The organism is Paracoccus alkanivorans, assembly GCF_003697785.1.
Taxonomy (GTDB): Bacteria; Pseudomonadota; Alphaproteobacteria; order Rhodobacterales; family Rhodobacteraceae; genus Paracoccus; species Paracoccus alkanivorans.
Map to the genome: position 1 here is coordinate 901888 of NZ_QOKZ01000001.1, position 21658 is coordinate 923545.

Below are 21658 nucleotides of genomic sequence, written 5' to 3' on the forward strand. Positions count from 1 at the left end.
CAACAGAGAGGGCACTCATGGAAAACACGAAGGATATTCTTCTGGACTGGCGCCTGCATGCAAGCGTGCTGGTCATCACCATCATCGCCGAGGCCATCGGCGTCATCGCGGTTCCCATCGGCATCGGCTCGATCCTGCTGCTGCCGCTGCTTTACGCCTTTGTCATGGGGCTGGCGATCAATCCCAATGTGATGCGCAAGGCGGGCGCATGGCTGGGGCAGCGCGAGGTCAAGGCGGCCTCGCCGCTGATCGTGATCGCCATCATGCCCTTCATCGCCAAGTTCGGCACGATCATCGGCCCCTCGATGGAGCAGATCATCGCCGCCGGCCCGGCCCTGATCCTGCAGGAGCTGGGCAACCTGGGCACCATCGTGCTGGCCTTCCCGGTTGCGGTACTGCTGCTGGGCATGGGACGCGAGGCGATCGGTGCCTGTTTCTCGGTGGCGCGCGAACCCAATATCGCCATCATCGCCGACAAGTACGGGCTGAAAAGCCCGGAAGGCGCCGGCGTCATGGGCGTTTACGTGATCGGCACATTGTTCGGCACCTTCATCTTCGCAATCCTCGCCTCGCTGCTGGCAACCGCTGGTATTTTCAGCATCGAGGCCCTGGCGATGGCCTGCGGGATCGGCTCGGGCTCGATGATGGCGGCCTGTTCGGGCGCGCTTGCCCATGCCGTTCCGGAAATGGAAGGGCAAATCCTCGCCCTGGCCGGGGCCAGCAACGTACTGACCTATGCTACCGGATTGTATCTGTGCATCTTCGTCGCCTTGCCGGTGACCGAGAAATTGTATGACCTGCTGGGCCGCAAGCAGCCCGCAGCCGCCAATACCGGAGAGTGATCATGAGCAACGCGGATATCCCCGTCGACCACGAGGCCGAAACCCGGCCAGATCTTTTCCAGCATGCGCTTCTGCTTATTGCCGTTTGCGTAATCGCCCTGGCGGGCAATACGGTGGCAACGGATGCAACCGTGATGCAAGGGCTGGTTGGATTGATCATCCTGTATCTGATCGCGATGGCCGGGCTGGTCCTGACGCGCCTTGTGCCGATCAACCTGCCCTCGGTCGCATGGATCTCGCTGATCGGGATCGTGGTGACGCTGCCATGGACGCCGGGAAGCGGCTGGCTGCTGGAAAGAGTGGCGCATGTGAACTTCCTGACGCTGGCCACGCCCTGCCTCGCCTATGCGGGAATCGCCATCGCCCGGCGCGAGATCGAGATCGCCAGAGCCTCGGGATGGAAGATCTTCATCGTCGCGGTACTGGTGATGACCGGCACCTATGTCGGCTCGGCATTCGTGGCGGAGCTGTTCCTGTAAGCAGGCTCGCAACTCGGAACCAGTATAAAAAGTCGGGCAACAAATAGCGGTTCACATACCAGCCCCTTTGCCTGCACCGGTGCTGGACAGGGTTTCGCCCTGGCGGCAGGCATTGGGTGATTGGCGAGTTTGTCTGCGCTCTCTCTGGACCTTCCCAGATACCGCATTTGTGCAGCCGCTGCCAAAGACAACTTCGGCGGTTCGCGTTGCAAGAAAGTTCCGAGCCCAGACTATCGGATGCTGCACTGTAAGTGAACAGCAGCTTTCGGTTCAGGCTCAAGAGTATTAGCCCGACGGAAGTCCGGGATCGGTAAGTTGACGGCTTTCTCGCTGAGATTTGCCGACCACCAGGCTGCAAGCGCAGAATAACCTCCCAATGCGTCTGCCCCCTCCTTGGCCCGGACAAAATACGCGATCATTGGTGCGAGGTAAAAATCCGCGAGCGTGAAGGATTGGCCGTCAAGGACACTATTTCGGCCTCGTTGGCCTGTTCACCTGCTGCCGGGTGAAACAGACCTGCCGGACCAGCGGGCGATAGCCATAGCTGTCTACGATTGAAATAACCTGTGCAGTTCGTGCCAAACGTTTTGTATCGACCGGTACAAGGCTGGGACCAATGAACGCTGCGTCAATATATCTGGCTATTCCTCGATGAACCGTGCCAGTGATGGCCACAACCTGCAGCGAGTTATTTCTCGTCGATTAGATGCCGGCCGTTCGAAGCCGGCGATTTGACCGCCGATAAGTTCGTTCCTTGACTCGCCACTGAACTGATGCCCAGCAGTGATTGGGTCGCTAATGAATGGGCAGCAGGCATGAACCTGCTACCCGTCAATGTGAAAGGCGCCGTTCAGGCGCTATTGCCAAGCTCCGAGGATATGCCGACCGCTTGCGGCTCGACATTCTTCTCATCGGCTTTCAGCCCCCAGAAAAGCTTGTCCAGCCCTGACGCCTGATCTTCAACCGGCACGCGCAACCCGACGGTCCGTTCAAGCAGGAAGGCGAGAATGCCGCCCGTCAGGACACCGGCTCCGATGCATATTGCGATCCCGGCAAGCTGCATAAGGATGCTGATCTGACCATGCTGGAACGCAAAGGCGCCTTCCTCGATGCCAAAATAGCCACCACGAGGCGTTCCGGCCTTCACCAGACCGACCATGATCAAGCCATATACACCTGCGCCGAGGAAAAGTGGGAAAAGCTTGTGCTCATCAATACCGCGCCTCAGCGTGAACTCGTATACCGCCCATGATGTGACCGGCGCGAACAGCGCGACAAGAAACGCCTGCCATGGCAGATAGACATCGAAGCCGGAAGCGCAAGCCACATACCCCGCCAGCGGTCCGAACAGGAAATAGACATAGGATCTTGTCCGATAAGAGATAATCGCCCCAGTGATCGCGCCCCCCGCCCATGCAAGCCCGTAATTGTTGAAGGCGATGCCGACGCTGGTATCCGCCATGGTCACGCTGACGGCCAATGCCTCGGGATCGAAGAAGAACAGGCAGGACAGGATCACCATCGGCAAGCCGGCGAAGATCGTCAACAGCCCGGTCGCGGCAAGGCCGATGCTGGGTGCGTTATATGACGGCACCTTGGGATGGGGCTCGAACATACCAGGTCGTTGCCCCAGCTTCGGCACCAGTGCCATCGCCAATCCCGCAGGGAACAGATAGACGAAACCGACCCCGAAGAAGTCGTGGAACCCCGCATTGGTCAACGGTCCCACCGACCCCCAGGTGATCCAGCTCAGCACCGAGGATACGACCGTCGCCACGACAGCCGTGATGTAATAGGCGGATGCCGTCATTCGCTCGGATACCGAGAAATGCAGCAGGACATTGACGATCCCTGCAAAGCAGGCAAGGAAGAACACGAATATCTGGAATGTGTTCAATCCCGGGAATACCGCCGGATCGGTATGCTGCGCCAGACTGTTTGCCAGTGCGCCCCCCAGCCACCAGTCATTGATAGCATCGCCAAGCGTCCCGCCCGCCATGATGTAATATTGCCCGGCCCAGAAGCCGAAACCGATCACGAAATAGGTTGTGAAACCCAGAAAGAACCCTACCAGCTTTTCGATGGTGGAATTGTACAGGTTTTCGCTGCGGGTCGTGCCGGCATCGATCATCAGAAGGCCGACGACGACAAGGATCGCTCCGACTGCGCCAGAACCGTAGATAAGGTTCTGCACAAGAGAATTCAGCGTGACTTGCTCTGAATAGAGCAGGGTTGTGCTAGCTTCCATTATTGTTGCTCCCTGTGTTCAGTCCCTTTGTTTCTCAGGCTTTCCATCAGTTTGTTCGTGTGGGACATCACGAAAATTTCTCTTTATTCCCTACGCCTTGCGCGTGGCTTCGATCCGTTCCGGCAAACGAGGAAGAATACCTCGATGACCGTGAATCAAATCATCGGCCTTCCATCTTTCCGCGCTTCCCTGATTTCCCGCAGAAAGGCGCGAACGAGTACGAGCAGCACCCCGGCGACGATCAGAGGCCAGATAAGGACATATGCGCTCAGGAGGATTTCGGTCATGTGCAGTTTCCTTCCAATCAGGTGTTTGGCGTGTCGAATTGGCCGGCGTGATGCGCGATCCGGTCGAAGTCGAACTCATCCTTGTTGAACCATGAAAGCGCCACACACAGGATCGCGGACACCCCATAGGCCAGAAGTGATGCCGTCAGCACCGGATACTGGTGCAGAAAGCCAACTGCGAAAGGCAGGGTGACGAGCATCATCGCGAGGGCCGCTGCTACTCCGGCTTTCAGGCCGAAGAACCCGAAGATCATCAGCCCGGCGATGACGCCTATACCGACGACCGACAGCAGGTCGGTGATAATCGCGACCGTGCCTTCCAGCGGCAGCCAGCCTGTCCGCACCAGGGTGAACACGGCCAGTGCCGCAAGCACTGAGACAGTGAATCCGGAATTGTTGACCTTGTTCCAGTAGAAGCTTGCGATGACAGGAAAGACTAATGCCCCCCAGATTGCACCGACCAACACGAGCAGGTCGAGGATATCAAAGCGGCTGCTGGCGAAAAACATTGCCATTCCGGTCGCGGCGATCATGGTGATGCGACCGATCAGCAGCATGAGTTGCGGTTTCGCGCCTGTTTTTCCCGCGATGTTGCGGCCGTAGATATCGGTCATCACGATTGACGACATGGCCGCCAGATCCGAGTCCGCAGTCGAGGCGAGCGAACCGATGATCATGATGAAGAAGAGGCATAGAAAGGCGAGGGGCAGATAGCCCGCCGCGAGTTGCGGGATCAGATTGTTGGCGTCACCGTCCGCAGGTTCTATGCCGAGATACAGGGCCAGCACCCCAAGCATCCCTACACCGATCACCGTGGCGCCGTAACCTACGGTTGCCGTGACGAAGGTTTGCTTGATCATGTCTTCGCGCACCGCGAAAAGGCGCTGCGCGATCGTCTGGTTGCCTATCGCGTAGGCCAGCACCGCGGCGATGAAGGGTGCGCCCTGGTTGAAAAACGCCTCGGAAGAGAAAAAGCTTCGCTGCTGAGCGGTCAGGTTCTGTGCTCCGTCGGCAAAGATCGAGCTTCCGCCCGCCGCAAAGAAGCTCGCGGGCACTACGATAATGACCGCGCCCAGCATCGCGCAGACCTGGATAAAATCGGTCAGCATCGAGGCGCGGATACCGGACCAGAGCGTATAGATCAGGACGCCCCCTGCAATCAGCAGGATCCCGGTCGAAAACGACAGCGGCGACATCATCGAGATCAACGCACCCCCGGCAATGAAATTCGATGTCAGGCTGAGAAGGCTTCCAAGCAGGTTCGATCCGGCAAGCAGCAGCTGGCTTGACTGGCCATGCCGGGCATGCAGGATTTCCGCCAGCGTATGAGCCCTAGGCGCCAGTGACCTGATGCGCTTGCCGAAGGGGTAGATGAACAGGATCATCAAAGCGCCCCAAAGCCCGTAATGGATCGGGCCGGACAGCCCGTAGGTATAACCCGAGGTCGCCGAGGCATAGAGAGACGCCGCCCAGATCCAGGTGGCCGTCATCGAAGCAGCCGAAATGCCGAAACCGACATTGTTGCCCGCAGTCATGTAGCTGTCGGCATTCTCGCGCTTCTTGCCAATGGATAGCGATATAAGGAATGTCCCCCCAAAGAAGACGAATAAAAGCACCAGCGTCAGGGGGGTTCCAAGGTCCAGTGGCTGCATTCATCAAATCCTATATTCAGGTTGCGGGATGACGGCGATTGGAAAGAATGCCTCTTGCTGCGTGCGGATGCCGGTTGTCTGGCCCTCTGCTTGCAGGGGTTCGGGACAGTATCCGCCCCATCGCTCCGATCCGGGGCGCGGCACTCTTGGCAAAGGCCGGAAATGTAATGGTCGAGGTCACGACCGGGGACGCCTCTTTTCGGGGTCGTAATGCGGGAAGGTGGAAACCTTCGCCGCGATGCGTTTTTGATGCCCATCCAGCCGGCCCACTTCGACGGCGGTTCCCGGTTCTGCATGAGCGATATCCACGCGAGCCAGCGCGATCATCTGCCCCGTGCGCGGCACCCGCATGGCCGAGCAGATCTCGCCGACCTGTGCGCGCCCGATGCGGATACAGTCGCCATGCGCCACCGGCTCCTGCCCGTCGATCTCGAGGCCCACGAATTTGCGTGAAGGATGTTCCTTGCGCCGGATCAGCGCATCGCGCCCGACGAAATCGGTGATCTTGGATTTCAGCGGCACGGTAAAGCCGATCCCCGCTTCGAACGGATCGGTCTGGTCGCTGAAATCATAGCCGGCAAAGATCAGCCCGGATTCGATCCGCACCAGATCCAGCCCGGCCAGCCCCATCGGTTTGATCCCCAGGGGTTGCCCGGCCTGCCAGACAGCGTCGAACACAGCCTCGCCGTCTTTCGGATGGCAGAATACCTCGTAACCCAACTCACCCGTATAGCCGGTGCGCGAGACGACGACCGGCACGCCCAGCTCTCCACCGATCCGGCCAACGGTAAAGCGGAACCAGCCAAGCTCGGGCAGAGCGGGCTGATGTGGGGGAGTCCAGATGATTTCTGACAGCAATTCGCGCGATTTCGGCCCCTGGACCGCCAGGTTATGCATCTGGTCGGTAGACGAACGGATCATTACGTTCAGCCCCAGCCGGGCGGCCTCTTCGCGCATCCAGACGCCGCCCTCATCCGATCCCCCGATCCAGCGGAAATTCTGTTCGCCCAACCGGAACAGCGTGCCGTCATCGATCATGCCGCCATGCGGATAACACATCGCCGTATAGACGACCTGCCCATGCCCCAGCTTGCTGACATCGCGGGTCAGAACCCAGTTCAGGAGGTTTTCGGCATCCGGGCCCGTGACCTCGAATTTGCGCAGCGCCGACAGGTCCATGGCAACGACGCCCTCGCGACAGGCCCAATAGCTTTCGACAGGGTCGCATTCGGGAAAGGAATTCGGCAGCCAAAAGCCGCGATACTCGACGAAATCGCGGGTCATCTCGGCGAATTTCTGATGAAAGGCAGTCTCGCGCGTCATGGTCGGCTCCGAATCTGGGGTGGCTCGCCATGCGACTGCGCGCTGAAGGCGCTCGGTCGCGGCGTAGCTGCGCATGTGAATATCGGTCGGCATCCAGCCATTGGCCGGAGAGGTGTCATCCGGGCAGGCCGAGGATACGCAGACGATATCCGTCAGCGCCCTGAGCAGCACGTAATCGCCGGGACGTGACCACGGCTCGTCCACATACATGACGCCATGCGCGTCGATGCTGGTATTGAAGAAGAAATTCGCCGCCATCCAGCCCGGCCGTTCAGGCACGCCATAGGGCGCCAGAGCCGCGTTGAAATTGTCGGTGCAATTTACATGGCCCGGATAGCCGATATCATCGTAATACTTGGCCGAGCAGGCCATGGCGAAGGCATCATGCCGTCCGCAGGTATCCTGGATCACCTCGACCAGTGGCGTCAGATCCTGATCGAAATATTTCGCATGCAGCCCCGGCATGGGATAGGCGTGGTTCTGATAGGTGCGGGTCGTCGTCACATCCAGCGGATGGGCAATGCCACGATCCAGCTTGCGGGCGTCGAAACACTGGAAATCCGTGCATTGGCGGCCATCGACGTCGATGATCTGGATGAACTCGCCCTTGCGAACCAGGTAGGCTTCGGCGGTTGATGACTTCACCCGCAGGTCGAGGATCGGATCGGCCAGGGGATCGGGTAGGGCAAAACCGGCGCTCTGGCGTGGTGCCGCGCGGGTGATGCGCAGGGTCAGCGGTGTCGTCGTGTCCTGAAGCTCGAAATCCATCGGCTTGCCCGGGGTCGCGACGACCAGCCAACCATCGTCCGAAACAGTGAAATCGGCCTTCTCACCCGGGGCGGTGTCTGTGCCGAACAGCCTGATCGAGCGCTCGACGGTGATCCCGCGCGTGGCCAGCCCCTTTCGCAAACGCGCCAGACCGGGCTGACCCGAGGAAAGCAATGCCTGTAATCCCCTTGCCGGCTGATCCGCCTTGACCCCCAGCATCCGACTATCCACCCGGCCATCGCGATGCGCGGCGAGCACTTCAGCACGCTGTCCGCCCTCGTCATTCAGGATCTCAATCCGGTCGCCGGTAGCAATCTGAACGAGGACGCCTCCGTCGCCGGGAACCGCATAACGCTCGGTCGCCGGCGAAAGGTTATAGCCCGCGGCCCGGCGCGGGCGCGTTGCGATCGGCGGTCCCGGCCGAAGCAGACTGTCTGGCGGTAGTGACAACATCTTTCGCCTCACCTTGAGAGAAGGTTCCGAGGCACCGGATGGCGCCTCCGGCTATTCATCGTCAGTTCTGCAGGTAGACTTCCTTGGAATCATCCAGCGCATCCTTCCACGGCGTATGGTGGACAGGTGCCATCGTGCCTGTAATGACCGAGCGATAACTATGATCACGGAAGGTCATGATGTTTTCGGCCTTGTGCTTCTTCCATTCGAAGAAAGCCTGACAGGCGCCATCGACGTCGAAACTGGGATAATTCGTCTCGGCGATCAGTTCCTTGACGTAATCGCCTTGGTACTGGATCGCGTATTTCGCATCATCCGACGCGTCCTCACGCGCGATACGCTCCTCCACATCGGCCAGCATCTCCTGCTTGTCCCCGGGCAGATCGATGCGGCCAAGGATCACGTCGCGCACCCACCATGCCTGGGCATCGAACATGTTGAAGGTGAACCACTGGTCCTGCATGCCCAGGTAGAACATCTTCGGATTGTGGACATAGACGACGCCCTTATACAGATCGGCGGCAGCCAGCCGGTTGGCGGTCTTCAGCCGCAGATCGTCAGGCAGGAACGGGAAATAATGCCGATAGCCGGTGCACAGGATGATCGCATCGACCTCCTTGCTGGTGCCATCGATGAAATAGGCGGTCCGGCCCTCGACGCTTTCCAGCGCGGGCAATTCCTGCCAGTTATCCGGCCATTTGAAGCCCATCGGCGCGCTGCGATAGGACGTGGTCACAGACTTCGCGCCATATTTCCAGCATTGCGAGCCGATATCCTCGGCTGAATAGGACGAGCCGAGCAGCAGCACATCCTTGCCGGCGAATTCGCGGGCGTCCCGGAAGTCATGGGCGTGGACGATCCGGCCGTTGAACTGTGCGAAGCCAGGATATTCCGGCACGTTCGGACTCGAGAAATGCCCCGAGGCGCAGATCACGTGATCGAACTGCTCCTTGTAGACATGGTCCTTTGCCATGTCATGGACGGTAACGGTGAACTGCCCGGTTCCGGAATCATAATCGACCCAACGAATAACGCTTCTGAAGCGGATCCAGTCGCGCACCCCAGCCTTCAGCACCCGGCCCTCGATATAGTCGAACAGCACCGCGCGTGGCGGATACGAGGCGATCTGCTTGCCGAAATGCTCCTCGAAGGAATAATCGGCGAATTCCAGCCCCTCTTTCGGGCCATTGCTCCACAGATAGCGATACATCGATCCGTGGACCGGATCGCCGTTCTCGTCGACGCCGGTGCGCCAGGTGTAGTTCCAGAGCCCGCCCCAATTCGATTGCTTCTCGAAACAGACGATCTCGGGGATCTCGGCGCCCTGCCTGGCGGCCGACTGGAAGGCCCGCAATTGCGCCAGCCCCGAGGGCCCCGCACCGATGACGGCAATCCGCTTGGTCATGATCTTTGCTTCTCCCTATTGATGGTCCGACCAATATTTGAAACTGGTTCATTCGGTTTGAACCCATAAGAGCACCGAAATGCCCTTAGGGCAATATTTTTTCGTCTCAGGAATGTCGCTTGCCATTTCCCTGCGCATTTTCTGCAATCGAATCATGCGATAACCGAGCCAGAGCAAGCTGATCCGAAGACTCACCAACAATGGCTCCTTGTCTCGCCCTGGCGTCAGGTTTTGTATGGGAGATGATTCGCCCCGCAGCCGAAAGGGTTCTCGAGCGGCCAGGACGAAGACGTCAAACAGGTCCTTCAGAAACCCCTCAAAGGCGCAGCCGCGTGCCTAGGGAGCGAGCGATGCGACTCTCACGAGGTCTGCCTTGATTTTCGCGATCGTCTGCTGATCTACAGCGTTGACAGTCGCGTTCTGCGTTACTGGTTCAGCAACCTTTCTGCCCGAAAGTCGATTGATTAATCTCCATAGCGGGTCTCCGCATTGATTACGGGATCCTTGCGGATTGTTGTCGCAGCGGGGACGGTGGCTTCGGGCCCATCATCATTAACCGGGAATACAGGACTATAGGTTTCCACGTGCGATAGGGTCGCTCCTCCTTCGTTCGGTTTTTCAGCTTTCGGCGGTCATCCTCAAACGTTGAGGTGCCATACAGGTTTGCGCTGACCAGTTCAGTCGATCGTCTGGGGATCGCAAAGAACATCGCGATAGGCGCAGAGATCCATGAGAAGCTCCTGTTCATCCGCAAGGATTTGATCCCGCTCTTTCTGTCCGACCAGATGGATGAGGTAGCTTTGTTCATCGATTCCCTGCCGGTCGATGAACGGGTGATAAAGGCTGGACGGATCCTCGAGACTGGGAGCGGCGCCAATATCTTCATTGGTGACGAATGGTGCATAGGGCATGTAATGCGGCATGGACACCGTATGCACCTCCATATCAGGCGGCGCGACCGTGCGGTGAAGAGGCGCGATCATGTAGGACATACCGGCCTTCTTCGGGACCTGATATCTCCTGTCCTGGAAGCCGCTTTCGATTTCGGCGTACAGCTCCTCCGGCCCAAGACCTTCCGCCCGCAGTCGGGCCACCTCCATGATCACCTTCAGAAAGGTGCCGGTACCCGCCGCGTCGTAGCAGAGAGGGATGAAGATGTCGTTGCGATAATCAGCCAATTCCCAGGCCGTGCGCTGTACGATGCAGGTGATGCCGCTTGTTCCTTCGCGTGACAGTTCATAACCCTTTTCCGGGTCGAGAAGGTGAACCGTGGCGTCGTCCCTGAGCGCCTTCGGCAGGGCGCTCAAGGCAAATCGCGTTTCGAGATCCGCCGGCATCCGGTCAAGTTCCGTTCCGACGTCCTGCGCCAGAACGGCCGAGGAAAAAGCGAGCCCGAATGCTAGGAACAAGGAGAGCAAGGTTGGGCTTAGCGTGATCTTGGATTCGTGCGCACCATTGTCTGGGCCAGCGCGTCCGCCAGCAGCTATATCACAGTGGCTTACACGCCGAGCAGTCTCGAATGTCGAATTCTTCATCGTTCCGGTCCTTTCGATTGCATTCTCCAGAAATGGTTCGGTTTATGGGCAGGCGCTATTTCATCAGAATTCCATGCAGGCCTTGCCGAAAGACTTGCCGGCATCGAAATCGGCGAATGCGTCATTGATTTCCTCAAAAGGATAGACTTGGCCAATGACTGGCTTCAGCGCGTTTGCGTTTATCGCACGGATCATGCTCGCCTGTTCCGCGCGGCTGCCGACCTGTATTCCGGTGATACGAATCTGGTTCGAGAATATCGCGGGGATTGAAATGTCGCCGGAAAAGCCGGTCAGCACCCCGATCACCGCGATATGCCCGCCCATCCGGCAGGCCTCGATCGACTGCATGATCGTACCTGGTCCTCCAACCTCGACTACGTGATCGACGCCGCGGCCATCCGTGAGTTCCTTCGCTTTCCGGCCCCAAGCGGGGCATTCCTTGTAGTTTATGACCTCGTCGGCACCGAGCCGTTGAAGCTGCGCCAGTTTGTCTTCCGAAGACGATGTAGCGATCAAGCGAGCCCCGACCATTTTCGCAAATTGCAGTGCAAACAGGGACACGCCGCCCGAGCCGAGAACCAGAACGGTCTCGCCAGGCTTGACCTGACCATGCGTCATCAATCCTGACCAGGCGGTGACACCGGCGCAGGGAAGTGTTGCCGATTCCAGATACGAAGAATGTGCCGGGGCCTTCGTGAAATGATGTGCCGGTCGGCAGGCAAATTCACTGGCATATCCATCGATGGTTTCACCGGGAATATCCCGTTTGACAGCCTTCGTGGGATTGCCTGCAAACCAGGCTGGAAAGAAGGTGCTGACAACGGCATCGCCGATCTTGAAGGCATCCACACTTTCCCCGATCGCCATCACTTCGCCAGCCCCGTCGCTGAGGGGAATACGTCCATCAGCCGTCGGGATCAGGCCGCCTATGACCATGCTGTCATGGGCGTTCAGCGAACAGGCCCGGATTCTGACCAGGACTTCTCCTGGCCCCGGTGAACGAGGTTCCGCCTCGACCAGCTTGAGATTGCCGGAAGCTGCCTGTGCCTTGAGCCGGACAAGTCTCATGATTGTATCTTTCTGGTCCGAGGGATTGCGTCAGCACCATGAGCCGGTCCTTGCGGCACATGCGTGTCGGATATTTCCTCTTCGGACTTCCCGGAACTCGCTGTGCCAAACCTGTCATCCTCGCGGTTCAGGATATTTTGGACCTCGCCACCCATGATGAGCGGATCATCGAGCGCAATGAACAATTGGCAGCGCGCCAGAAGCCGCGGTTTGCCGGAAATGCGCGTCCTGACCCCCATGCGTTCACCAACAGGCACCGCATCGTTCAGAGTACCGGTAAATGCGTTGCCGAAGGGTGAGATCGTGCGGATGGTTGTGCCGTATTCGATCTCTCCACAGTGCTGCAGCCAAGAGAGAAGCGCCGTTGTGCCCGTGCCGGTAGGCCCCTGGCAGATAACGCCCGGATCCATGTATACCGCAACAGATGCACTTGGCTCGTCCGAAACGCCTCGTTCCACCGGACCGGCGAGCAGCGCCAGCGAAAGTGGCGGCATGGCGCCATGTACCGGATGATGAAGTTCCTGGCGCGCGGCAACCGGCAGAAAGGCCCGGAAGAATTCTGTCAGTTCCGGGATGGGGGTTCGCTGCGGATCGAGGCCGGCATCCGCGCCGGAAACGATGGCATAGAACGTGCCGCCATAGACGAGGCTGTAGCGCACTGTTCCCCATCCCTCGACATCCGCGAGTTTCTCCCCGACAGCCACGAATCCGGGGAGCGCATCATAGGCGACGGCTTCCAGTCCACCCGCGCGGTAGCTTGCTTGCATGCGGGTAATCCCGCCCGGTGTTTCAAGCACGAATATTCGTTCTTCATCCCCGAATACCTGTCGTTCGGCCTCGGACAGGGCGGCGATCGTGCACATGGCATTCGAGCCCGAGAAATCCGGATAGCCCATCGTGCCCATGATGATAAGTCCCGCATCCGCGTCTGGATCAGATGACGGCACGATCAAGTTGATGCAATGAGAGGGATCGCCATAGGGCTTGCGAATAAGAAGACGGCGGAGCCCATCAGCATGGTGCCGCAGGAAGCGCGCGCGATCCGCCACGCTGCCGTCCGGAATGTTTTCCACACCACCGAGTATGACGCGACCGACATCACCGCCGGCTTCCGCATCGATGCCGTCGAGAACATGGTGTTTGGCAGGATCGTTCATATTCATCTTCCCGCGGTTATTGCTGAACTCCGCTGTGAAAACAGCGAGCAGCAGATCTCGAACTCGCTCTTCGCGCCAGACCTCCGATAACGATGTCGCCCGGTTATCGAAGAGATCGCCGGCATCGCCGTATGCCGAGTTTCGCCGACCGAAACACGGGGATCAGGCTGGCGGCCCCTTCTCGAGGATGGTCAGCTCCGGATCGTAGCGGTCCCAATCGAGACCCCGGATACCATAGGTCATGAGTGTCGGCTTGAACCGTGACGGCTCATCAAGACTGCCGGGATGGATTGCCGTGATGTCCGGATTGGCCGCGAATGTGACATGGGTCGGCGTGCCGCAGGTTCCGCAGAACGCGTGGAGCTTTTCATTGCCGCTGTCACCGGCAATGCGCCATATCTGTGGATCACCGGTCACCGTGACTGCATCCGCTCCGGCAAAGACGGCATAGGATGAATGGCCCGTGCCGCTGCGCATCTGGCAATGCCGGCACTGGCAGTGAAGTTCGGCGACCGGGGTCCCCGTCGCCTGATATCGGATGGCGCCGCATGCACAGCCGCCTGTGTAGGTTTTCTGGTCCATCGTTTCGCTCCCATAGGTCTAATTGGCGTTTCGCTCGGAAATCCAAGCATTGGCCGGTTTCGTGGAGGGACGTCATGCTGAAAGCACCACGCTTGGTCACTCCCGGATAGGCTACGGGTCTCGCCCGATGAGCGTGAGTAACAATGGTGTCGCGATCCGGCGCGATTTCGACTTGTTTCCAATGCCCCATCCATCGAACCGATCATCTCTCGAACAAGGCGACGGATCGTCCCTGCAGCCAGTCCGGGTAATTTCGAAACTCTTCCAACCCGTTGGAGAAACAGTGACATATGCGTTTGATCCGAACTATAGTGGGATAGGTAACATCATTCGTTAGAGTTTCTGTTTAATGAATCATCTGAAGTCCTTGCGCGTTTTCACCCGCGTCGTTGAACTGGGCAGCTTCGCCGCCGCCGCGCGCGAGCTCGGATTGTCCCCTGCGGCGGTTGGCAATCATGTCAGATCGCTCGAATCCTGGTTCGGTGCGTCATTGCTGCTGCGGACCACGCGGCAGCAGAGTCTGACCGAGGAAGGGCGCGAGGTCATCGAACAGGCCGCCGCGATCCTGGACGGAATGACGGCGCTTGACGACCTGGCCTGCCGCAATCTGGAACCGGCCGGTCCGGTCAGTATCTCTGCCCCGATCGGTATCGGCCGGCAATTCGTTGCACCGATCATCCACCGGCTATTGCAAAAACATCCCCGGCTCAGGGTTGACCTGCGCCTTTCGGACCGGCCGGAGGACCTGGTGAAATCTGGCCTGGACCTGGCAGTCCGGAACGGACCGTTGGCCGGTGGCGAAACCCTGATCGCTCGAAGCGTGGCGCGCCAGACCCTGGTGCTCGGGGCCGCGCCATCCTATGCGGAGAAATGGGGCTTGCCCGAGAATCTCGAGGAATTACGTAATCACAACACCGTCAGCTATTCCCGGAATGGCCGGCCTCGGCAATGGCTCTTCCCGACTGAGGACGGCATGGTCCAAATCGAGCCGCCTGCCAGCTTCATGGCGACGGATATCGGGACCTTGTGCGACGCGGCGATCAACGGTTTGGGGATCATCTGGCAGCCGGAATGGCTGCTCGCGCCGCATTTTGAAAGCGGCGCGTTGATCCCCGTCATGGTCGATCAGCCGGCACTGACAATCGATACCTATCTTGTGCGCCCCGACGCATCTCCTCCCAAGCGTGTCAGAATTGCCGCGGATTTCATTGCCGCCGGACTTACCGGAAAGCTCGGGCGGTAGGGCGAAGGTGTTCTTTCCCGAATACGGTCCCATCAGGCCAGCCATCATTCCAGCGGGATCGCGGTCTCGTCCTTGGCGGTACGGATCACCATCATTGTCCAGTAGCGCGCAACGTTGGTCCGGCCCTGGAACAGCCGATGGCAAAGCGCATCATATTCCTCCATGTCGCGCAGGCGCAGCATCAGGATCGCATCGACCTCTCCTGTCACCGCATGCGCCTGGGTGACCGCCTCTTCCCTGGCCGCCAGTTCGAGAAACTGCCGCGTATTCGGTTCGCCGTGGAGTTTCAGTTCCACGGTCACCACGGCTCTCAGCCTGCGCCCGGCCTTGGCAGGGTTCAGGATCGCGACAATCCGGTCAATGACACCCACCTGACGCAACCGCCGTATCCGCCGCAGGCAACTTGACGGGGACAGGCCGACCTCTTCAGCCATATGGGCATTCGTGCGCGACGCATCACGCTGCAGCAGGTTCAGCAGCTTCCTGTCGATCCGATCCATCCGAATCTCCGAATTCATGGGGCTCAGCGTGCAATAAAATTGCACGGATGCGCAATCTTTGACCGCAAATGCGAATGAGACCGGTTTAGGAAATGACGGCAATAATACGAGGAGGCCATGATGTCCGCGTCGAGATTCGTCATCAGCACAACCGGAGAAACACTGCGAATTTACTGGGAATTGGCGCGCATCATGGTACCGGTCACAATCGTAACCGAGGTGATGTCGCGTGCCGGCTTGATCGATCTCGTCGCCCCCGCTCTTGCGCCGGTCATGGGGCTGTTCGGGTTGCCGCCGGAACTGAGCCTTGCCTGGCTGACAGGAATGCTTGTGGGGATATGGGGGGCGATCGCGATGATCTTCGCCCTAGTGCCCGCCGAGTCGATGAGCATAGCCGACATCACCGTATTTTCTTCACTTGTCCTTATCGCGCATGGTCTGCCAATCGAGCAGAAGATCATCCAGAAGGCCGGGCCGGGCTTCGCGGTCACCACGACAATCCGCATTGCCGGTGCAATCCTCTACGCGATGATCCTCCACCATCTGTTTGCCGCAACAGGCTGGCAGGCGGAAATCCTGAACCCGATCTGGATACCGGTGGCTGATGCCACCGACTGGATGAGCTTTCTGACCGGGCTGGTTGAGACACTCATTTACATGCTGGTCATTCTTCTTGCTCTTTCCTGGGGGCTGGAGGTGCTGAAACTGACAGGCCTCATGGCGCTGTTGATGAAGCTTCTCGCTCCGGCGTTGCGCCTCGCCGGTATCAGGGGCGAAACTGGGCAATTCACAACCGTCGGTTTGTTCCTGGGCATCTCCTATGGTGGTGGCTTGCTGATCCGCGAAGCGCGGGCGGGCAACCTGTCGCCCCGCCAGATCTTCATTTCCTGCGTCTTCATGGGCTTTGCGCATAGCATCATCGAGGATACCTTGCTCGTGATGGCCTTGGGTGCGGATGTTCTTGGCGTGCTCGTGGGGCGGCTTGTCTTCGCGATCGCGGCAACTGCCCTGATTGCGTATCTCATAAGGTCGGTTTCGGATGAAACCTTTTTTACATGGATGTTCCGGCACGGGAAACGCCATAGAGTGGCGGGGTTGTAGAGTGAAACGTCGGATATCGAACGGTTGCATCCGTGTTTGACGAAGTCGCTTGCCCTATCGCTGACAGCCGCTGAAAAGAACCTGTAACAACGGCCAACGCAACGCCCCGAGAATTCACGCGGGTGAAACTGCCACCAATATGATTGCTGCGCAATTGGCGAATGACCGGAATGTGGAGGCTACGCCGCAGCATCCGCACAAGGAATGGATGGTTGCAAAGGGCCGTTTCCTTTCCTTTTTACGTAATGTGCGGACGGTCGATAATCGGCCCAAATATTGTGCGGTTATCAGTGCTCCCGACAATCGCTCTGTCTGTTTACCATAGGTTATGCTGCAGATGCGGGGTCAATGTCCCGTGCCGCGAGCCGTGACTTGCGGCGTCGGGCCAGCGTGATCTATCCTTACCGCAGGGAAAGGAGAAGCCCATGCTGACGCGCCGCAGACTGACCCTCTCAATCCTCATTTCAGGACTTGCCACACCCGCGCTGGCCCATCATGGCTGGCGTTGGACCAGCGGCGAAAACATCCGACTGACCGGCATCATCCAATCCGCCCGCCTTGGCAATCCGCATGGCGTGTTGCAGGTTGATGTCGAGGGTGAACTCTGGCAGGTCGAGGTCGGCCAGCCTTGGCGCAATGAACGCGCTGGTCTGACCGATGCCGATTTCGCCGAAGGCCGGGAGATCGTCATTGAGGGCGAGCCCGCGGCAGATGCGGAAGAGCGGCTGCTCAAGGCCGAGCGTATCTGGTTCGACGGCAATCTGCACGAACTCTATCCCGACCGCAGATAGGACGTGGAACCACTGATTGATATGCTCGCGGTCAGCGGTCCCGCGCAGATGATGCGCACTGGCCGTTGGGTTTATGCCGCCGTCAGCGGCGGGCACGTGCTGGGCATCGCGCTGCTGGTTGGCGCGATCGCCAGCCTCGATCTGAGGCTGATCGGGCTGTGGCCGACCGTTCCCGTGCCCGATCTGGCGCAGGTGCTGGTGCCGGTTGCCGCCACCGGATTGATACTGGCCATGATGACCGGGCTGCTTTTGTTTCTGGCCGGGCCCGCCGATTACCTGCAGATGCGGGTATTCTTGCTTAAACTGACTTTGATCGCCTGCGGTGCAGGCCATGCGGTGTGGTTTCATTCCACCAATAGTTTCACACGCCCAAACATCGGGCTTTGGCGTGTCGGACTGCTCTCGCTCCTGATGTGGCTTGCAGTGTTGATCTGTGGCCGGATGCTGGCCTTCATCGACTAGGCAGCCGTTCACCAGACGAAGGACAGCGGCATGAGACCTCACCAAGCGGATTAAGCCTTATCCTCCGTATGGTTTTCCATGACTGAAAATGCTGCGATGAAGCACCTTAACGTGGAATAGATGACCGAAATGGGGACAGCCTGCGTCTCTGCTTCCAGCAGATTCCGCAATCACGAGTGCGTCCTCCAATTCGACGCCGAGATATCTCACGGTACTGTCCACCTTTGTGTGGCCGAGCAAAATCTGTAAGGTACAGGGATCACCCGTCTTGCGGTAGATATGAGTGATCTTGTTGCGACGCATGGAACACGTCAAAAAGGGTGCCGGCTCCAGACCAATGGACGAGACCCAGTCCCGGACCAACCGAGCATACAGCCGGATCGAAATGTGCAGCCCTTCATGGAAGCATCCGGACGAGAGATGTTCGGAACCGATCATCATCGGATCCGTCAGCCCGCCGCGATCGATTTTCATGTGCCCTCGGTAATCTCGAAGCGTACTGGTTTGCGCGTTTCGCTCTGGATAATCGAGGCCCGCTCCTTTACCTGACTGGCCGCGTAGACATCACTGATCCCGAGCTTCACGAGGTCACGGCCGCGAAGCTTGCTGTCGATGGCGAGCCCAACCGACGATGAAGGGTATCAGTTGCACACTGACTCAGGCCTTGTCTGTCAGTATCGTCCATGCAAGTGCAATGGCAGCAATCGAAACCGCAGCCACAGCAATCGCAACGCTGCCCCAGCCAAAGCCTGCCGCCAGCCCGCCAGCCGTGGCCGGACCCGCCAACATCCCCACATTGTTGCCCTGGATCGCGAAGCCCATCGTCGCGCCGACCAGATCGGGCCGTGGCGCGAGCTTTGGCACACATCCCATCAGCACGACCGGGATCAGCCCAGCCATGAAGGAGAAGAGCACCGCGAAGCCGGCGACGAACGGCCAGGTCAGACCGGCTGCCAGGACACCAAAGCCAAAGACTGTCATGGCAAGGAAGCCCGCGGTCAGGATATGAGCCGGACGCCGCCCCGCAGACAGGAGAACACCGGAGACGAGATTGCCCAGCCCGCTTGCCGCTACGGAGATCGCGGCAACCGCGCTCGCCAAGTTTTGGCTCAACCCGAACTGTTCCGCAAGAAGCGTCGGCAAGAAGCCAAAGATGGCAAAAAAGGCAGCAGAGAAGGCTGCGAACAAGGCCGCCAAAGCCCAGGGGCCAGGCGCGGCGACGACACGCGTCAGTTGCTCCGTAATATTCTGATCGTGCCCATGCGCTTTTCTCGCAGGAATCGAAGCGGCAAAAATGAGGCCGTAGGCAAGCAGGATTGCCGCGTTGAGCATCCAGAACCCGCGCCATTCGAGATAGGCGAACAGTGGTGCCGAAAGCATCACCGCCGTCATCCCGACCGGCATGACAGTTGCCCAGACCGCGATCGCGCGATCCCGTAGCTCTGCCGAAACAGTCGCGAAGATGATCGTGGGTGCTGCCACCAGCACGGAGACGAAGCCAAGCCCCTCAACGACACGCGACAGGATAAGCGGGCCTGTGCCCCCGGCCATACCGCCGAGACCGGAACCGAGCGCCTGCAACAGAAGCCCGCCCACGACCATACGCCTGGCCCCGACCCGATCCACCGCCAGCCCGATGGGCGTGCCGAAACCGGCACCGACTACGGCGAAGGCTGAAATGAGCCAGGATGCCAAGGCAAGGCTGAGGCCGAGATCGTCCTGAATGGTGCTCAACGCCATGGGCACCTTTCCGACTTGAAAGGCTGAAACCGTACCTGCGCCCGCGATGATGAGGATCGCAGACCAACCCGCCTTCCTGCCTCCGTGGTCTGTAAGGCTATCCGCTAAGGACATGATGACCGTCTCCGTCCAGGATAGTTGTGCTGGTTGGAAGATTGACCAGGGCCGACATCATGCGGCATCGACGGCCAGCATTTCGGCATAAGACTCGGCCATGCGAGCGCGGCGCAGCGCAGTTGCCCACCATTTCAACTGGCGGAGCATCACGGCCGCAGCTGCCGCACAACCCTCGGGGTTAGCGGGGCGCCCATCGTCGTCGAACGCATCCCACGGGTTCTGGAAGCTGACAGTGTCCCGCATGGTCATGGCGTGCAACTCCGCCATGACGCCGCGCAGGTGCTCGACCGCCCGCAGGCCGGCGGCAAACCCGCCATAGGAGACGAAACCGACCGGTTTGGCCTGCCATTCCTGGTAGCCGAAATCGATGGCGTGTTTGAGAACCGCTGGAAAGCTGTGATTGTATTCGGGCACCACCATGACAAAGGCATCCGCGGCTGCCAGCCGCTCACAGAACGACAATGTCTCGGCGCTTGGCGTATCCGATATGGCCGCAGGCAGGTCGATCTCTGCCAGATCGATGACATCCGCCGAGAAACCGGCGTTCGACTGAACCTGTTGCGTGAACCAACGCGCGATGACCGGCGCAAAACGGCCTTCGCGATTGCTGCCGACGAGGATGGCGAGGTGGATTTGCTTGTCTGACATGGTCTCTGTTCTCCTTTTGACATTGGTTGCTGAAGACGAGCGGAAGCAGTCGCATAGCGGCGTCTGTCCGATGCGTTAGGGGTAATCCCCGGGAATATTTGCGGCGATACGCGTCGGGGGCGCGGGCCTAGATCGGCGTCGGTATCTGCATGTGTCACAGGCCCTTTCACTGGGATCGAGGACAAGATACATTCCTCAGTTAGATAAAAAAGCGCAAAGATTCGGCCTTTATCATCGGATGATTAGATGGGTTTAATCTCTTTGGAACAGTGGCGCGCCCTGGTTGGCGTCGTCGATGCCGGAAGTTATGCTCTTGCCGCCGACACACTCGGCAAGAGCCAGTCCTCTGTCAGCTACGCCGTGGGACAAATCGAGGAACGGACGGGCGTCGAACTCTTCCGGATCCAGGGGCGGAAGGCTGTCCTGACCGCCGAGGGAAAGGCGCTCTATCTTCGCGCCAAATACCTTCTGTCCGAGGCAGAGCGTATCGAAAAAGCCGCTGCCGAGATGGCCGTCGGTCATGAGGCCGAATTGCGCCTGGCAGTGGACATCATGTTCCCGCCAACTATCCTCCTCGATGCCATCAAGAGTTTCGTCGCTGAGCGTCCAACGACTCGTCTCGAGATCTATGAAACCGTCGTCGCCGGCTCCATGGAGTTGCTTGAAGATGGGCAGGTTGATCTCGCAATCGCACCCGAAGTCCCGAACGGGTTCCTGGGCGAGCCCATCATGCGTGTCCAGTTCCTGCCGGTTGCCGCACCTTCACACCCCCTCCATCGCTGCGATCTGGTCTCGCTGAACGACTTGCGGGATCACCATCATCTCATCATTCGCGATAGCGGCGAACGCCGGGTCGACCACGGCGCCTGGCAGGTCTCCCAGAACAGGATCATCTTTTCCCAAACATCGACATCGATCGACGCCGCACGGCGCGGCCTGGGCTTCAGCTGGTATGCAGAGACACTCATCGGGGCGGATCTCAGGGCCGGCACATTGAAGGAACTGCCGATTGCGGAACGTGCGCGCAGGTCGGCCGAGCTTTTTCTGGTTTTCCGTGATGCGGTTGGCGCGAGCCCCGGTGTGCGTCGATTGGCGGAAATGCTGAGACATATGGTGTGCAACACTGATGACCGGGCCGTGTAGAATGTCCGGTCGTCGAGCAACGTAGTCAGTTTGAAAGCCATGCTCGAACGAAGGTTTTCTGCAAGACAACGGACGCTTCATGGCCCCCTTAACGGGCTGAAGCAATCCAGGATT

At 59.2% G+C, this 21658-nt stretch carries 21 protein-coding genes; 7 read left to right on the top strand and 14 right to left on the bottom strand.

All coding sequences use genetic code 11. From position 1 onward, the window contains the following. The first annotated feature begins 17 nt into the window (after positions 1-17). Together C9E81_RS04480 and C9E81_RS04485 are read left to right on the top strand one after the other, a co-directional pair. Entirely contained in the window at positions 18-842 is an 825-nt protein-coding gene (locus C9E81_RS04480; RefSeq protein ID WP_122111059.1) for a DUF3100 domain-containing protein, read from the top strand. A 2-nt stretch (positions 843-844) separates the two neighbouring features. After that, positions 845-1321, top strand: a complete 477-nt coding sequence (locus tag C9E81_RS04485) for a hypothetical protein (protein WP_122111060.1) — start codon at positions 845-847, stop codon at positions 1319-1321. Between the two features lie 230 nt (positions 1322-1551). Here C9E81_RS04485 and C9E81_RS23635 read toward each other — a convergent pair whose 3' ends face one another. The 10 genes from C9E81_RS23635 to C9E81_RS04530 form a co-directional block, all read right to left on the bottom strand. Then, entirely contained in the window at positions 1552-1740 is a 189-nt protein-coding gene (locus C9E81_RS23635; protein ID WP_122111061.1) for a hypothetical protein, read from the bottom strand. 431 nt (positions 1741-2171) lie between these two features. Next, on the bottom strand, positions 2172-3569 hold the full coding sequence (locus tag C9E81_RS04495; RefSeq protein ID WP_122111062.1) for an ammonium transporter family protein: 1398 nt from the start codon (positions 3567-3569) through the stop codon (positions 2172-2174). A 155-nt stretch (positions 3570-3724) separates the two neighbouring features. Next, positions 3725-3856 carry a putative transporter small subunit gene (locus tag C9E81_RS23240; RefSeq protein WP_243698489.1) on the bottom strand — a complete coding sequence of 44 codons (132 nt, stop codon included), beginning with the start codon at positions 3854-3856 and terminating at the stop codon, positions 3725-3727. A gap of 17 nt (positions 3857-3873) precedes the next feature. Further along, on the bottom strand, positions 3874-5508 hold the full coding sequence (locus C9E81_RS04500; RefSeq protein ID WP_122111063.1) for a sodium:solute symporter family transporter: 1635 nt from the start codon (positions 5506-5508) through the stop codon (positions 3874-3876). A 177-nt stretch (positions 5509-5685) separates the two neighbouring features. Beyond that, a complete protein-coding gene (locus tag C9E81_RS04505) occupies positions 5686-8052 on the bottom strand; it encodes a trimethylamine N-oxide demethylase (protein ID WP_122111064.1) in 2367 nt (788 codons plus the stop codon). 61 nt (positions 8053-8113) lie between these two features. Continuing rightward, the gene (locus C9E81_RS04510; protein WP_208021088.1) at positions 8114-9457 is read right to left on the bottom strand and encodes an NAD(P)-binding domain-containing protein; all 1344 of its coding nucleotides are present in this window, start codon (positions 9455-9457) and stop codon (positions 8114-8116) included. A gap of 677 nt (positions 9458-10134) precedes the next feature. Then, positions 10135-10992: a hypothetical protein gene (locus C9E81_RS04515; protein ID WP_147457557.1), complete on the bottom strand. Its 858-nt coding sequence runs from the start codon at positions 10990-10992 to the stop codon at positions 10135-10137. Between the two features lie 63 nt (positions 10993-11055). Next, complete coding sequence (locus C9E81_RS04520) at positions 11056-12060, bottom strand: zinc-dependent alcohol dehydrogenase family protein (RefSeq protein ID WP_122111067.1); 1005 nt, start codon at positions 12058-12060, stop codon at positions 11056-11058. Then, a complete protein-coding gene (locus C9E81_RS04525; RefSeq protein WP_166461810.1) occupies positions 12057-13217 on the bottom strand; it encodes a proline racemase family protein in 1161 nt (386 codons plus the stop codon). The genes C9E81_RS04520 and C9E81_RS04525 overlap by 4 nt, the downstream gene beginning before the upstream one ends. Positions 13218-13379: 162 nt before the next feature. Continuing rightward, positions 13380-13799 carry a GFA family protein gene (locus C9E81_RS04530; RefSeq protein ID WP_122111069.1) on the bottom strand — a complete coding sequence of 140 codons (420 nt, stop codon included), beginning with the start codon at positions 13797-13799 and terminating at the stop codon, positions 13380-13382. 349 nt (positions 13800-14148) lie between these two features. Here C9E81_RS04530 and C9E81_RS04535 point away from each other — a divergent pair, with 349 nt between their 5' ends. Further along, complete coding sequence (locus tag C9E81_RS04535) at positions 14149-15042, top strand: LysR family transcriptional regulator (RefSeq protein ID WP_122111070.1); 894 nt, start codon at positions 14149-14151, stop codon at positions 15040-15042. A 44-nt stretch (positions 15043-15086) separates the two neighbouring features. Here the strand turns inward: C9E81_RS04535 and C9E81_RS04540 are convergent, their stop codons facing one another. Further along, complete coding sequence (locus C9E81_RS04540) at positions 15087-15542, bottom strand: Lrp/AsnC family transcriptional regulator (RefSeq protein WP_122111071.1); 456 nt, start codon at positions 15540-15542, stop codon at positions 15087-15089. Positions 15543-15662: 120 nt separating this feature from the next. Between C9E81_RS04540 and C9E81_RS04545 the strand changes: the two genes are divergently transcribed. The 3 genes from C9E81_RS04545 (at position 15663) to C9E81_RS04555 (ending at position 17896) form a co-directional block, all read left to right on the top strand. Further along, positions 15663-16643, top strand: coding sequence for a nucleoside recognition protein (locus C9E81_RS04545; RefSeq protein WP_122111072.1), 981 nt, complete (start codon positions 15663-15665; stop codon positions 16641-16643). 425 nt (positions 16644-17068) lie between these two features. Continuing rightward, positions 17069-17434, top strand: a complete 366-nt coding sequence (locus C9E81_RS04550) for a DUF6152 family protein (protein ID WP_122111073.1) — start codon at positions 17069-17071, stop codon at positions 17432-17434. A gap of 3 nt (positions 17435-17437) precedes the next feature. Further along, entirely contained in the window at positions 17438-17896 is a 459-nt protein-coding gene (locus tag C9E81_RS04555; protein ID WP_122111074.1) for a hypothetical protein, read from the top strand. Between the two features lie 57 nt (positions 17897-17953). Here the strand turns inward: C9E81_RS04555 and C9E81_RS04560 are convergent, their stop codons facing one another. The 3 genes from C9E81_RS04560 to C9E81_RS04570 all read right to left on the bottom strand — a co-directional run bounded on the left by C9E81_RS04560 (position 17954) and on the right by C9E81_RS04570 (position 20401). Then, positions 17954-18370: a site-specific integrase gene (locus C9E81_RS04560; protein ID WP_243698490.1), complete on the bottom strand. Its 417-nt coding sequence runs from the start codon at positions 18368-18370 to the stop codon at positions 17954-17956. Positions 18371-18553: 183 nt separating this feature from the next. Continuing rightward, positions 18554-19750, bottom strand: coding sequence for an MFS transporter (locus C9E81_RS04565; RefSeq protein ID WP_122111075.1), 1197 nt, complete (start codon positions 19748-19750; stop codon positions 18554-18556). A gap of 57 nt (positions 19751-19807) precedes the next feature. Further along, on the bottom strand, positions 19808-20401 hold the full coding sequence (locus C9E81_RS04570) for an NADPH-dependent FMN reductase (protein WP_122111076.1): 594 nt from the start codon (positions 20399-20401) through the stop codon (positions 19808-19810). Positions 20402-20647: 246 nt separating this feature from the next. Between C9E81_RS04570 and C9E81_RS04575 the strand changes: the two genes are divergently transcribed. After that, positions 20648-21544 carry a LysR family transcriptional regulator gene (locus C9E81_RS04575; protein ID WP_122111077.1) on the top strand — a complete coding sequence of 299 codons (897 nt, stop codon included), beginning with the start codon at positions 20648-20650 and terminating at the stop codon, positions 21542-21544. Positions 21545-21658 lie beyond the last annotated feature (114 nt).